The 13,046-nt window shown below is 55.2% G+C and carries 14 protein-coding genes; all 14 read right to left on the bottom strand.

All coding sequences use genetic code 11. The features are described from left to right. Positions 1–525: 525 nt before the first annotated feature. The 14 genes from BMZ14_RS13280 to BMZ14_RS13215 all read right to left on the bottom strand — a co-directional run bounded on the left by BMZ14_RS13280 (position 526) and on the right by BMZ14_RS13215 (position 13,036). Entirely contained in the window at positions 526–1,371 is an 846-nt protein-coding gene (locus tag BMZ14_RS13280) for a formate/nitrite transporter family protein (protein WP_074798381.1), read from the bottom strand. A gap of 35 nt (positions 1,372–1,406) precedes the next feature. Beyond that, a complete protein-coding gene (locus BMZ14_RS13275; RefSeq protein ID WP_256208638.1) occupies positions 1,407–1,952 on the bottom strand; it encodes a hypothetical protein in 546 nt (181 codons plus the stop codon). Between the two features lie 74 nt (positions 1,953–2,026). Then, entirely contained in the window at positions 2,027–2,644 is a 618-nt protein-coding gene (locus BMZ14_RS13270; protein WP_074798377.1) for an SCO family protein, read from the bottom strand. 23 nt (positions 2,645–2,667) lie between these two features. After that, positions 2,668–4,155 carry a cbb3-type cytochrome c oxidase subunit I gene (locus BMZ14_RS13265; protein WP_074798375.1) on the bottom strand — a complete coding sequence of 496 codons (1,488 nt, stop codon included), beginning with the start codon at positions 4,153–4,155 and terminating at the stop codon, positions 2,668–2,670. Between the two features lie 12 nt (positions 4,156–4,167). Continuing rightward, positions 4,168–4,695 (bottom strand): cupredoxin domain-containing protein, encoded by a 528-nt coding sequence (locus BMZ14_RS13260; protein WP_083396794.1) that lies wholly within the window; start codon positions 4,693–4,695, stop codon positions 4,168–4,170. 338 nt (positions 4,696–5,033) lie between these two features. Next, positions 5,034–5,270 carry a hypothetical protein gene (locus BMZ14_RS13250; protein WP_074798369.1) on the bottom strand — a complete coding sequence of 79 codons (237 nt, stop codon included), beginning with the start codon at positions 5,268–5,270 and terminating at the stop codon, positions 5,034–5,036. Positions 5,271–5,354: 84 nt separating this feature from the next. Continuing rightward, positions 5,355–6,206, bottom strand: a complete 852-nt coding sequence (locus tag BMZ14_RS13245) for a phosphate ABC transporter ATP-binding protein (RefSeq protein ID WP_256208637.1) — start codon at positions 6,204–6,206, stop codon at positions 5,355–5,357. Between the two features lie 48 nt (positions 6,207–6,254). Continuing rightward, positions 6,255–7,112: a phosphate ABC transporter permease PstA gene (gene pstA, locus BMZ14_RS13240; protein WP_256208636.1), complete on the bottom strand. Its 858-nt coding sequence runs from the start codon at positions 7,110–7,112 to the stop codon at positions 6,255–6,257. Between the two features lies 1 nt (position 7,113). Beyond that, positions 7,114–7,974, bottom strand: coding sequence for a phosphate ABC transporter permease subunit PstC (gene pstC / locus BMZ14_RS13235; RefSeq protein ID WP_256208635.1), 861 nt, complete (start codon positions 7,972–7,974; stop codon positions 7,114–7,116). After that, positions 7,946–8,785, bottom strand: a complete 840-nt coding sequence (locus BMZ14_RS13230) for a phosphate ABC transporter substrate-binding protein (RefSeq protein WP_074798362.1) — start codon at positions 8,783–8,785, stop codon at positions 7,946–7,948. The genes pstC and BMZ14_RS13230 overlap by 29 nt, the downstream gene beginning before the upstream one ends. 21 nt (positions 8,786–8,806) lie before the next feature. Next, positions 8,807–10,276, bottom strand: a complete 1,470-nt coding sequence (locus BMZ14_RS13225) for a dihydrolipoyl dehydrogenase family protein (RefSeq protein WP_256208633.1) — start codon at positions 10,274–10,276, stop codon at positions 8,807–8,809. Positions 10,277–10,288: 12 nt separating this feature from the next. Then, the gene (locus BMZ14_RS15530; protein ID WP_256208631.1) at positions 10,289–10,957 is read right to left on the bottom strand and encodes a TVP38/TMEM64 family protein; all 669 of its coding nucleotides are present in this window, start codon (positions 10,955–10,957) and stop codon (positions 10,289–10,291) included. 70 nt (positions 10,958–11,027) lie between these two features. Further along, positions 11,028–11,981 (bottom strand): radical SAM protein, encoded by a 954-nt coding sequence (locus BMZ14_RS13220; RefSeq protein ID WP_074798360.1) that lies wholly within the window; start codon positions 11,979–11,981, stop codon positions 11,028–11,030. 2 nt (positions 11,982–11,983) lie between these two features. Then, positions 11,984–13,036 carry a methyltransferase domain-containing protein gene (locus BMZ14_RS13215; RefSeq protein ID WP_074798358.1) on the bottom strand — a complete coding sequence of 351 codons (1,053 nt, stop codon included), beginning with the start codon at positions 13,034–13,036 and terminating at the stop codon, positions 11,984–11,986. Positions 13,037–13,046: the final 10 nt, after the last annotated feature.

Genomic DNA, 13,046 nt, shown 5'->3' with positions numbered 1-13,046 from the left:
AGCCAAGGCTTCACTAACATTTCTCTCTCCTTTACTCCGTTTTGATATTCGTTGTGCTTCGCTAACAGTGGGCTCTTGCCTGCCTGAAAACGCTCTATCCCGCGCAGAAAACCAGACCGTCCCTATTCTCACGATGCCTGTCTTGTCCGACAAAAACCCAGGGCTGTCCCCAGGCCCTCCCTGAAACACCGCGTAGACTACCCGCCAGATACTCGGGTGTCAAGAAAATTGAGGTGTGATCCCAGATAAAAACAGATCGATAGGATGTATTAAAGCTGGACATCCCTGTCGGACAGGAAGGCGAGATGTTCCGGTGCAGGAAGCTTGCCGGAATCGGCATTGAGCAGTTAATAGCAATAGCGCTATCGCGAGCAAGCGTGCCTAAATCTATGCTGCTTGCTCGCGTATTTTCTGTCTAAATGGAATTCACGGTGAAAAAGGACTAGCAATATATCCTTAAATAGCCGGACACTGGCTCCCGCCAGGATGGAGATGCCTCTTCAGGGATGGATATGCTCTTATGCTTTACGGCGCGGTCCGGGTTACATTATGTACCGACTTCTCCTCGGTAGCCTGGGGAACAGGCTTATAGCAGTAATGCAGCAACAGGCCTGTGAATACGGCGCCTCCGACAATGTTACCCAAAGTGACCGGGATCTGGTTCCAGAATAACCATTGCCCGACGGTAATGTCAGCACCCAGCAGCATGGCAGTTGGCATCACGAACATATTCACGATCGAGTGCTCAAACGCCAAGGCGAAAAATGTGGATACCGGCAACCAGATAGAGGCTATTTTGCCGAATGCCGATGTGGAAATCATGCCCAGAATAGTTCCAAGCGCAACCATCCAGTTACATAGTATGCCCTTGACGAACGCGGTCACCCATCCATTCGCTCCAGCGTGTTCATAAACGAGCGTTTTGGATATCGCCACAGCGATGATTTTGTCGCCGAGCGCTCCGTGGGGTTCGATAAAGGCTTCTGTCAATGCAATGGCGATCAGAAAACCGACAAACACGCAGCCGAAAAAATTTCCCAGGTATACCCAACCCCAATTACGAAACATTTTGTTGAGCGCTACCTTGCCGCGTACGACGCCCACCGGCAGCACGGCGAAGTTGCCGGTGGCAAGTTCCATACCGAGCAATATGATCATGGCGAACCCTACCGGAAAGACTGCTCCCGCAACGAGTGCGGCGGCGCCTTCGGAAAAACCCACAGAACACTTGAAAGCCAGCGCGGTGCCATAAGCGAGAAGGGCGCCTGACAGGAAGCCTTTAACCAGCATTCCGCCAACAGGCAGGCCAGCTTTCTTTTTACTGGCAGCCTCAACCTCTTCCATTAGTTTTAACGGCGGATGGTAGTCCATACTTTTCTCTATTCTCCTAATCGAAAGTTTTAGTTTTACGCGAGCGTCGTACCCGAACCGCTACTATCATGTTTATCCGGGCCCATGCCGCCACCGACCATTAAGGTGCCGAGCCACCACAGGAAAATCAGCACCGAAATTATGACCATATACCAGCCGGCACTTTCCTGGTCATTCACCAGATAGCTGTTGCAAACACGAACGGGCGCTACAATATATAGCCAGCCGAGGACCGCGAGCATACTGATGAAATTGGTCCAGACAAAACCCCGGCCAATAAGAGTGAGCCGCCTCCACGCCAAGACCAGAGGGAATCCGACCAGAAGCGGTAGACTGAGGAATTTTGCCAACTCGGCCAGGGGATCATTCAATGCCGCATCCAGCGCCCGGGGAAGCATCCAGTAGCTCGAAGCAAATAGTGCCACCATGACGCAGGGCACGGAGCCCCCGACCTTGACCAGAATGGAATCCTGCAACCGGACCGGCAGCATGCGACAGGCTACGATCCCGATTACCGCCAGCAAGGGCATCTGCACCAGCATGTGGCTGCTCATCGATGCCTCCAGCCAATCTCGCGCCATAGGCGTTCCGAGAAGCAAATAGAATGCCCCGAGACCAAGCCCGATTTTGCCAGAATGATGAGATAAAGCTCGTTTCATAGCAGCGCAACGACTTCTTCAGCAAACGGTACCGCTTTATCAATGTCGCTAATCAGCCTTAACTTTCCATCGCGACCAACGAGATGAAGGGCCGTATTATGCTCAAACCCTCCGAATTCGTCCGGAATTACGATGATGCCAAAGGCTTCGAGCAAAGCCTTGAGCTCCGCCTTGTCAGGCACCCGAGCGATCCGCCAGATCTCGCCGTCCGCTCCATATGCCTGGCCATATTTCTTCAAACTGGCCGGATCATCGTGGTCCGGGTCAAAGCTGATACTGATCAGCATAAAATCGCGCCCCAATGATTTCTCAGGGATGAGGTCGCGAATTTGCTTGAAGATCATACCCATGCTTCTACACAGTGTAGTACACCGGGTGAAGATGAAGTCTACTGCCAGAAGTTTACCCTGATAGTCCTGCAACTTGAAGATGTTTCCATCCTGATCTTCAAGCGTAACATTTGGCACAGGACGCGGGGAACGCAGAATTTCCACACGCCTGGCTGTTTCCGCTGTAAGTGCAGTAAACCCGTCCGTACCCCACCAGAAAACCCCGGTGCCCAGCAAAACGACCAGCGATGTCACAATTACGCCGCGTTTAACTGGGCTCCTCATGGGATGTTATGTTGCGCCCTGCATCATGTAGCCATACTTCGGGCCAGGGAGGCACGCTGGTAATCGCGCCGCGCCAAACCCAACCGGCCAAGAAAGCGGAAAATGAACACCAGCACGGAAGCGATCAGCAACATTGCAAATATCGAACCAAGACGGTCATAGGGCACCCAATTCGGAAGATGCTCGGCGTAGCGTCGCGCCGCACCTTCTTTTCCGCCATAGAGGAAGCTCATCGTGAAACCCATGGTGCCGATAACGAATCCCCAGAATGCCGCAACGTCAATGGGACTATCCTTGGCATTCTCATCTGGCTTTCCAAGATAGTACATGAATCCGAAAACCATTGCGACCATACCCAGTATCAGATACGTATGAAAATGACCCGGTACCCACAAGGTGTTATGCATCACGTAGTTGACGGTAATCGTGCCGTCGATAAACGCCGGCATCGCGCCCACGGCCCAGCCGAAAAGCGATACGAACAGTAGCCTGGAGCACATATCCCAACGGATGCCCGAACGGTACACGATCATCATTGCACCGTAGCCGGTCACGATCAGAATCGGGAAGGTGTTGAGGTAGCCGATAATGTGACCCATGATCAGAAACCACTTGGGGAAAGCGTAATCCATCAAAAGGTGATGCGGGAAGATGAACATGACCATGATCGTGGAAGCGGTCCAGGAGGCCAGAAACACCTTGTTCGATTTCCATGGGCGCTGGGTGTAGCGCGGCAGAATTTCATATACCGCGATCACAGCCATGTAGATAACCGCGTTGATGAATACATGGCCAAAGAAATAAATCATTCCCTTTGCCAGCAAGGCATCGATTTCAAAGGTAGGGACATAAAGATTCACGAGCATCATCACGAGGATACTGGCGCCGACGACCAGACCGATCAGGTTGACGATTGTCACCATCGTGCTGGCGACAACTGCTGGCGGCGGCGCATTGCCGTCGTCGGGACCAAAAAGCTGCGGCCAGCCGAGCCCGCGCCCAAGGCCCCCGTAACGCTTGATGATGGCGCGGGCGATATCGAGATGCAGCAGCACGAAGCCAACGCCAATCACCAGCAAGCCCCCCATGAACGAGGCGGCAGCTCCTTGGCTCCAGAGGCCCATTGAGGTCCCCGGCAGCGGAAAGAGAAAGGTCCATCCTGCGTGGAAGTCGCCAACCAGAACGCTGCCAAGAATCATGACGACACCGGTCAGGAACAAGACCAGGTTCGCCATGAATATGCCTTGGGTGAGTTGCACATATTGCCCGAGAAAATGCCACATGACAGCTGCTCCGGCCAAGGCCACAATCCCCACCATCCCTGCGCCGTGCAACGTCAAAAGTTTATAAAACCAGAGCCCTCCGATGGAGATGAACTGTGCTTGCTCCATCCTCATGAGCAGGCCGAAAAGCATCATCAGCAGCAATACAACAGCTGAGATAACCAGATAGGCCAGCACGCCGGCCTTTGCCCCCTGATCGGGAGTTGGGGTATAGGTATAGCTTGCCATGCTTATTCCTCTCTAAGATTTGCCAACTTTGATTTCGGTCATCATATTGTGATGCGCAACACCACAATATTCCATGCACAGCACCCTGTACGTCCCTTCCTTATCGAAGGTGTGTCGTATCACGTTTGTATAGCCCGGCATAGCCTGAGCCTGCGCAACCAGTCGCAAACTGGGATCGTAAATACCAAAGCCATGATTCACGTCGGCACTGGTAATGTGGATTTCTACCGGTTGTCCCACGCTGACCTCGTCCCGGTCCATTTCCCAATACCACATATGCCCGGTTACATTGATAACCTGTGGCGCACCCTTGCCCGCGGCCCGACTGACATCATACGGCAAGTCCATGAGGTTAAAAATCATTGCCGGCAGGAACACCAGTGCAACGGCCCAGAACAGCTTGGTGCGGAAACCATACGCACTCTTCACCAATGGTCCATAGTCTTCCTGGCGTTTATCGGAATTGATTGCGACAAAAATAACTCCGAATGTGATCAACAACATCAATACAAGGGAAACCATCCACGCGGTTTCTTGCATTATATTCTCCTTCTTTCTATATATATCATCGGTAGTGCCCAGTTAAATCACGAGGTATGTGTCGACAACAACTCTGGCGGATCGGGAAAAATATTTGACGCCGGTTCAAATCAGATACTCATATTCAGGCAATTCTTCAGACGGGTGACACTAAAAGCCACGACAAGGACAGCGCAAACCATATTGTTCACAGCGTGGTACGAAACCGGATTCGACAGAAAAGTGATGCTTTTATGGCTTTCTATCGGGAACGCGCCGGAACAAAAATAAAGACTCTACTAGCGCACTGCTTGAAATAGCGATCGTTGTGCTTCCCCTATGCAAAACAAGTACGATGGCTAAAGACTGTTGTCGCCAACGGCCTTCTTTACCGTCGTTTTTACCTGGCACTTCGAACTGCTTGTATGCGTCACATCGAAAATAATCCTTCCGATTCCACTAGTAATACCCATACTCACCACGCTGGTATGCATTTTGGTTACTTCGTGAAGGCCAAGAGTATGCTTTATGGTGAACATGGTGTCAAGCGTGAAGAAGCCACTGGAAATGCTGGCAAACAACCAGAATTCCCACACTTGTGATGCAGGAATTCCCGGCCTGTACCTGTAAGCTGTTGGTCAATAGCAGCTCCATTGGGAAGAATGGTGGCGGAGCGGATATCATCCTCTCACGCCATTTACATAAGCCGCGGTAAGTTCATGAGAGGGGGACTCAAAAATTTGACGGCAGCGGCCAAATTCGACCAGTTGCCCGGCCTGGCCCTTGGTCCAGAAAAACGCTGCGTAATTCGCAATACGGCCGGCTTGTGCCAGATTGTGCGTGACAATGACAATAGTGTAGCGGCCGCTTAGCCGGCTGATCAGGTCTTCGACTATGCCCGATGCAAGGGGGTCGAGCGCGCTGCATGGCTCGTCCATCAGCAGAATATGGGGATTCAACGCCAACGCGCGAGCAATGCAGAGACGCTGCTGCTGGCCGCCTGACAGGCGCAGGGCAGGAGAGTGCAACCGGTCATGCACTTCATTCCACAACCCGACATCTTGCAACACCTGTTCGATGATGGGTCCGGTGTCCGCCCGCCGCGTTATGCCATGTTCGTGTAAAGGCAGCTCGATGTTCCGGTGGATCGAAAGTGGAAACGGGATCGGCTTCTGGAACACCATACCGATCCGCCGCCGCAACGTCTGCACATCGCAGAGCGGATCGTGGATATCGCGGCCATCGATCCGGATGCGTCCAGTGATCCGGCAACCGGGAATCAGGTCGGTAAGCCGGTTGATGGATAACAGGAAACTCGTTTTTCCGCAGCCGGAAGGGCCAATCAGCGCTGTGATGCAACCACGATGGATATCCAGCGTAACGCGATCGAGCGCGGCTTTGGCGCCATAATGGAGAGACAAGTCCTCAACCTGGATCAAGGGTTGCGGGTCGCAGCATATCGGCCCTGCCTGCATTGGCCCGAGCGTATAGGCGATGTTGTCCTCGCCTGCCATTTGCTTTTGCTCAGACATGGCTTGCCGGGGTCCGGGGCACATTCGAACTGGCGATCCTGTTTGCGTTCATTCCGTTATCCTCCTGCGCTGCCATCCGGCAGCCAGCCGCATTGCAGCCACATTGAGGAGCAACAACGCCGTGATCAGCACAAGCGCCGAAGCATGCGCGCGCGCATCGCCACCGGGTATATTCATCGATAAATCGAAAATATGTATCGACAGGGTGCGGCCCGAATCCAGCAGAGAGCCTGGCATGCGATCGACATAGCCACTGGTAAACAGAAGCGCGGCGGTTTCGGCAACGGCACGTCCTGTTCCCAACAGCAGACCAGCGGCCAGCGACGGCGAGGCGGCCGGCAAAAGCAGCCGGAATAAGGTTGTTGTGCGGGACATCCCCAGCGCAGCAGCGGAAAGGCGATACGTATCGGGCACCGCGCGCAGGCCGGCGTCGGCGGTACTGATGAGAATAGGCAACAGCATGCAGGCCAGGGTCAGTCCTCCGGATAATATGGAAAACCCCATATCGAGATAGATGCTGAAAAAGGCATTGCCAAACAGGCCGAAAACGATGGATGGCACGCAGGCAAGCACGTGCAGGCTATAGCGCACCGCGTAGCCGAAACTGCTGTCGGCCGATATATATTCCGCGAGCAGCACGGCGGTCGTCCATCCCAGCGGCAGAGCCGCCATCAGGGCAACCATCAAGACGAGGCCGGTGGAAACCAGAATCGGACCGATGCCTCCGGCCCGACCGGCATCCCGCGGCGAGTCGACAAGAAAATCCCACGAAAGATGCGCTGCCCCGCCGAGTACGAGATCACTCAATATCCATACAAATGCAGCGCAAACCATGAAAGCAGCGGTGTAGATGGCAAATTGCGCGAAGCGATCCCGACAGGCGTGTATTGATTTCAGGGTAGCCATTTCAGGCATCGCGATTTGGGCCAAGCCATGCTGCAAGGCCCAAGAGCGCCATTACGAACAGCATGAGTACCAGGCCGGATACAAAAAGGGCCGCGCGGTGATCACCCATGGCGTAGGGCATTTCCAATGCAATATTGGCGGCGAGGGTACGTATTGGATTGAACAGGCTTGCGGCATGCTGCACCACATTTCCTGTGACCATCAACACGGCCATGGTTTCCCCGATAGCCCGGCCGGCGGCGAGAATGATTCCCGCGACGATGCCCATTTTTGCCGATGGCAGAACGATGCCCTGAATCATGCCCCAGCGTGACATGCCTAACGCTGCGGCACCACGCAAATAATCAGCAGGCACGGCAAGCAGGGCGGCGTGCGCGGTGAGCGCGACGGTCGGCAGTATCATCAGTGTCAGCACCAGAATTCCAGCAAGCAGACTGGCGCCGGGAGGATGCAGCTGATTGATCAGCGGCACTAGCGTGGTCAGCCCCCAAAACCCGTAGACCACCGACGGAATCCCGGCCAGCAGCTCGACCAAATGCTGATAAATGCTTGCGCCATGCGGCGGGGCGTAAAACGCGATAAACAGCGCCGAGGCGATGCCCAGCGGGGTGGCCAGCAGCAATGCGCCGCCTGCGGCATAAAGCGTGCCCGACAGCATGGGCGCCAGGTTGTACATGCCTTCTCCAGGATTCCAGGACGGGTCGGCAAGAAACCGCTCGGCTGATATTTGCCGTAACGCGGGCCAGGACTCAACCGCAAGGAACAAGAGGATCAGCAACACAACGCTCGCTGCGATACCTGCTGCGCCGCGCAGCAGCCAAAGCATCAGCCCGTCAATGGAGGAGGACTGAGACGGGGACAAAATATTGTGCCTCCACCAGATCGTGTACCTGCCCGGAGCGAGCAAACTCGATGAATTCCAGGGCCAGTCCTTCCGGTAGCGTTCTCGTTACGAGATTGAGCGGCCGTGAAAGCGGGAAAGTGCCGTTGCGCACATTCGCCACGGTCGCCGCGACGCCGTCCAGCGGCATTAACTTGATAGGCACGCCGTGTCCCGCTTCGTATTCCGCCGCGCCTATCGATACGTAGCCAATGGCGTTCGGATTGCCGGCTACGGTCTTTATCCCCTGCGAATTATCACCAATTACCACATGTGATTTTATGTCGCTGTTTTTCAGCTTCGCATAGGTCAGAAACAGCTCAAGCGTCGAGCGGCCCTCAGCCTTGTTAACTACGGTCACGCGCGCGTCTCTTCCACCCACAGCGTTCCAGTTAATGATTTTACCGCTGTAGAGATCAATGATTTGTTGCCGGCTTAGCGAAGCGACCGGATTGCTGGCATGGAGGATGATACCGATCCCGTCCCAGGCGATGGTGTGCGCTTGCAAATCCTGCTCTTCAGGTTTCAAGCTGCGGGAAACCATGCCGATGTCGGCAGTTCCCTTGCGGGAATCGTAAACGCCTCGCGCAGAGCCACCGGTCTGCACATCCACCCGCACGCCGGGATGGAGCGATTCAAAGCGCCGGGCAAGCTCTCCAGCCAACGGAGCAATTGTGCTGGCGCCCGTCAAAACCAGTTTTTGTGAGGCAGCATTGCCAGGCCGACTCCAGCCGGCTACCACAAATAATGCGGCAATGAATATCACGTAATGTACTGCTGATTTTATTTTCATCCCCCTCATCCCCCTAGCCCCCTAACCCCGTCGCCAGGCGTGGTACTTCTCTACCCAGCCAAGCAGGCGAGATGGCATGTGCGCTCTCCTCCACTCTCCTGCAACGTATTTGTTGGCTTCGGGCCAGGTAGGATAACTATGGATGGTGCCGAGAATCTTTTTGAGGCCGAGGCCATGCTTCATCGCCAGCACGAATTCCGCCAGCAGGTCGCCCGCGCGCGCTCCAACAATGGTCACGCCCAGTATTTGATCCTTACCCGGCACAGTTAGTACCTTGATAAAACCATGCGCGGCCTCGTCGGTAATGGCACGGTCCAGGTCCTCCAGGCTGTAGCGGGTCACCTCGAACCGGACGCCGCGCGTGTTCGCTTCGGTCTCGGATAATCCGGCACGGGCAACTTCCGGGTGGGTAAAGGTCGTCCAGGGTATTATGGAATAGTCCACTTTGAAACGCTTCACGCTGCCGAACAATGCATTGACAGCAGCATACCAGCCCTGGTGGGCCGCAACATGGGTAAACTGATAGGGTCCGGCCACGTCGCCGCAGGCATAGATGTTGGGGTAGAGCGTCTGCAACCATGCATCCGTTTCAATGACGCCGTTCGGCCAAATCGGGATTCCCATCTCCTCCAGGCCGAAACCTTCGGTACGAGCGACCCGCCCTGCTGCGCACAACAGGGCGTCGAATGGAAGCGCTTCTTCCGTTCCATCCTGGTGACGCACGATCAACTGCTGCCCGCCAGCCTCGCTTTGGCAGCGGATAGCATGGGTTTGAGTCAATACACGTACTCCGTCTGCGCGAAGTGCGGCTTCAACCAGCGCGACGGCATCCGGGTCTTCACGTCCCATCAAGCCTGTTCTTTCCACCTGGATGACCTGACAGTCCAGAAGTGCAAACGCCTGCGCCAACTCGCAGCCGACAGGTCCCCCTCCCAGAACCACCAGTTGTTTCGGACGCTCTGTGAGCGACCAGATAGTGTCGGAAGTATAGTAACGCACCTGCTCGAGTCCTGGAATCGGCGGGACTACGGGACGAGAACCGGTGGCGATGACAATCGCGCGCGTGGTCAGGGTGCGCCCATTGACCTCCACCGTCCAGGGTGAAGTAATATGCGCCATGCCATGAATTACCTCCACTCCCAGTCTGTTATAGCGTTCCACCGAATCATGCGGCTCGATTGTTTTTATGACGTGGTGCACGCGCACCATAATTTCGCGAAAATCATATTCGACAGGTGCGCGAGCGATGCCGAGGTCTTTGCAGCGCCTTGCCTGTCGCAGGAAAGTAGCTGAGCGAATCAACGCCTTGGAAGGCACGCAGCCATAATTGAGGCAATCGCCGCCCATCTTGTGCCCCTCAATCAGCGTTACTTTGGCCCGAGCGGCCGAGGCAATGTAGGATGCCGTCAAGCCCGCCGCCCCGGCGCCAATCACGACCAGATTTCGGTCAAATCGCCGCGGCTTGGGCCAACTGGAACGCAAACCCTTCATATCCTCATCCTCTCACCCCTTTCTCAAGCGGTTTACACCCCACCGCGCTACCCAGGGAAATGCCGCAAGCAAGGCGAAAGATCCAATTAGTGCTGGCGAGAGAATGTCCGAGAGATGGGTAAGCGAGGCTAACTGGGTCCCTGCATTGACATAAATTGCGGTACCGGCGAACATTCCCAACATGCTGGCGATGAAGAACGTTCCGCTCCTGATGGCCGTCAGACCCATCAGCAGGTTGATAATGAAAAATGGGAATACCGGCACCAGGCGCAAAGTGAAAAGATACAATCCGCCGTCGCGCTTGATGCCGGCGTCCACCGCCGCCAGCCGGTCACCGAAACGTTCCTGTATGACATCGCGAAAGACATAGCGTGCCACCCAGAAAGCGAGCGTGGCGCCCACACTGGCGGAAATGAGCGCTACCGGAGTGCCAACCCATAGCCCGAAAATAGCGCCGGCCGCCAATGACATGACGCCTGCGCCGGGCAGGGAGAGCGCGGCTATGAGGATGTAAACCAAGGCATACGATCCCAACACTTGCAATGGCCGCGCCCGATAGGCCTGCTGCAACTCATCACGGCCGCTTTTGAGGGACTCGAGGCTGATGAATCGACCGAGATCAAAAGCGAAGAATAAGCCGCCCAACAGTACCAGCAATACTAGCGGCCACCAATGTTTCATTCGGGCGCCTCTGTAAGTTAAAAACTGTAAAAGCGTCCTTTCGTCCCTTATCGGTTGAACTGGATTTCATTCATTTTCGCTCGCTGCATGAGGCTCCGTATTTGAAACAGCTATAGCAGCGGTGGTGTTTCATGCTCACGGGAACCTGAATGGCTTCCGCCAGGGTTTCTCCAAGGATGTAATCCGGATCGTCATCGACGAGGGTACAGGCATAAACCGATGGGCGGCCATTACTTTTCGCAACCATCCTGCTGTACGCGCACATGAAGGCACGCCGGGTCTCTTCCGTGTGAAAGTGGGCCATGCAGTGCTCAGTGATCGCCGGTGGGTTTACCTGCGCGCCGGGAGGATGGAATTCAGGAAACTCGATACGCGGCAGATCGTCCGGTAGGCCGGCAGCGCGGAAAATTCCGGCAAAACGCTCTGAGACGACATCCGCTTCGGTACCAGGCATGAATTGGCTGGCAACAGATACACGGAATCCCATTACATGAAGTTTTCGCAGGGCTTCAAGTGCGCAAGCGAACATGCCTTCGCCACGGCTGGCGTCATGGCGCGCCGGGTCCGGGTAATCAAGGCTGACACGGAAAGTCAGCGGATTCGGGCGGTCAAGCAGGGATTCCATCTGGTTGAGGCGCTTTATCAGCGGCTCGGTCGCATTGGTCAGCACCAGGCAAGGCTTGTGCAGCAACGCATAATCAAGGATGCGTACTATATCCTTGTTGACGAACGGTTCACCCCCGGTGAAGGAAAATTGTTTGACACCAAGGCCGATCGCCTCGTCCACAAAAGGGACGGCCTCGTCAAAGCGTAACATTTGTACGCGGTTATCTCCCGGTTTTGAACCTTCCAGGCAGAATGGGCAGGAGAGGTTACAGGCAGTCCCGGTGTGAAACCATAATTCATCCAGCGTGTGCGAATGAATAAATCCCCGGGACTCATTGTCTTGGGTGCGATGCCAGGATCGAGGACGACGGGTTCGGTCGCCGCGCACAGGAGCAAGCTCGTCAGACCCGATGTTCATGGCTAGCAGCATCCATCTGATCGATTGCCACTGGCTTCGGTACTATCGTCAAAGGGCAGGCCCATGCCACAACCCGGGAAGATGCCGTAGTGGCGCTCAAAATTACCGTGGAAGTCAAAATGAGCGGCGAGCCGCGTATCGTGCAGCATAAGCCAGGTATTGCCGCACACGGGAAAATGCTTGCCGGTCTCGATGCGATGGTGCTTGTCGAGCACAAACACATGAGGATGATGCGGTATCGTGCCACGATAAACCACGGCCTGACCGTAGTCCTCACAGGCTGGCTCCAGTCTGTCCAGCTTGAACAGTCTGTAGGTTGCAGAGTAAAAGCGGATGTTCCCGGTGCGCGCAGCCAGTTCCGCATTGCCGACGGCGATACTGCGATCATCAACCAGCCTGGGATCGGCAAAGCCATGCTCACGGGACAGGTTAAGGAAATCGTTCCAGTACAGCGCGCCACTCAAGCACTCGCCGTATAGCACCGGATCGCCGGTAAGCGCTTTCGGTACCCGCCGGTCGGTATAAACGTCTGAAAAATAAAGTTCGCCCCCCGGCTTGAGCACGCGCCAGGCCTCCCGCAGCACCGCCGCCTTGTCGGGCGCAAGGTTGAGCACACAATTGGACACTATTATGTCCACGCTGGCATCGGCGAGTTGGAGTTCCGAGAGCCGCTCGATATAACCTTGCAAAAAACGCACATTGCCTGTGCCATAGCCAAACACCTTGCGATGGTACTCCTCGTGACGGCGCGCGATAGTCAGTTGCTCTTCAGTCATATCCACCCCGATTACGCGGCCATGCTCGCCGACCAGTTTGGATAGCACGTAAACATCGCGTCCTGCACCACAGCCGAGATCAAGTACGGTCAAGCCTTCGAGCGATTCCGGCAGTATCAGGCCACAGCCGTAATAGCGTGTCAGCACCTCATCATGTATCTGCGCCAGTATCGGCTTTACGTATTCAGGTAAACCGGCATCCGTCGTGCACGCGTTGGTCTGAAGATCGAGCGAAGAACTGAGGGTATCGCCGTAGTATTGCTGGACAGCGTCATGCATGATATTTACC

Origin of the sequence: Nitrosospira briensis, assembly GCF_900115125.1 — a bacterium.
Taxonomy (GTDB): Bacteria; Pseudomonadota; Gammaproteobacteria; order Burkholderiales; family Nitrosomonadaceae; genus Nitrosospira; species Nitrosospira briensis_A.
This window is presented reverse-complemented; position numbering and strand designations above follow the sequence as displayed.

Bases quoted from the DNA above. Each gene is read 5' to 3' on its own strand.
- BMZ14_RS13280 (WP_074798381.1), bottom strand. From the start codon at position 1,371: ATGGACTACCATCCGCCGTTAAAACTAATGGAAGAGGTTGAGGCTGCC.
- BMZ14_RS13275 (WP_256208638.1), bottom strand. From the start codon at position 1,952: ATGGCGCGAGATTGGCTGGAGGCATCGATGAGCAGCCACATGCTGGTG.
- BMZ14_RS13270 (WP_074798377.1), bottom strand. From the start codon at position 2,644: ATGAGGAGCCCAGTTAAACGCGGCGTAATTGTGACATCGCTGGTCGTT.
- BMZ14_RS13265 (WP_074798375.1), bottom strand. From the start codon at position 4,155: ATGGCAAGCTATACCTATACCCCAACTCCCGATCAGGGGGCAAAGGCC.
- BMZ14_RS13260 (WP_083396794.1), bottom strand. From the start codon at position 4,695: ATGCAAGAAACCGCGTGGATGGTTTCCCTTGTATTGATGTTGTTGATC.
- BMZ14_RS13245 (WP_256208637.1), bottom strand. From the start codon at position 6,206: ATGTCTGAGCAAAAGCAAATGGCAGGCGAGGACAACATCGCCTATACG.
- pstA (WP_256208636.1), bottom strand. From the start codon at position 7,112: ATGGCTACCCTGAAATCAATACACGCCTGTCGGGATCGCTTCGCGCAA.
- BMZ14_RS13230 (WP_074798362.1), bottom strand. From the start codon at position 8,785: ATGAAAATAAAATCAGCAGTACATTACGTGATATTCATTGCCGCATTA.
- BMZ14_RS13225 (WP_256208633.1), bottom strand. From the start codon at position 10,276: ATGAAGGGTTTGCGTTCCAGTTGGCCCAAGCCGCGGCGATTTGACCGA.
- BMZ14_RS15530 (WP_256208631.1), bottom strand. From the start codon at position 10,957: ATGAAACATTGGTGGCCGCTAGTATTGCTGGTACTGTTGGGCGGCTTA.
- BMZ14_RS13220 (WP_074798360.1), bottom strand. From the start codon at position 11,981: ATGAACATCGGGTCTGACGAGCTTGCTCCTGTGCGCGGCGACCGAACC.
- BMZ14_RS13215 (WP_074798358.1), bottom strand. From the start codon at position 13,036: ATGCATGACGCTGTCCAGCAATACTACGGCGATACCCTCAGTTCTTCG.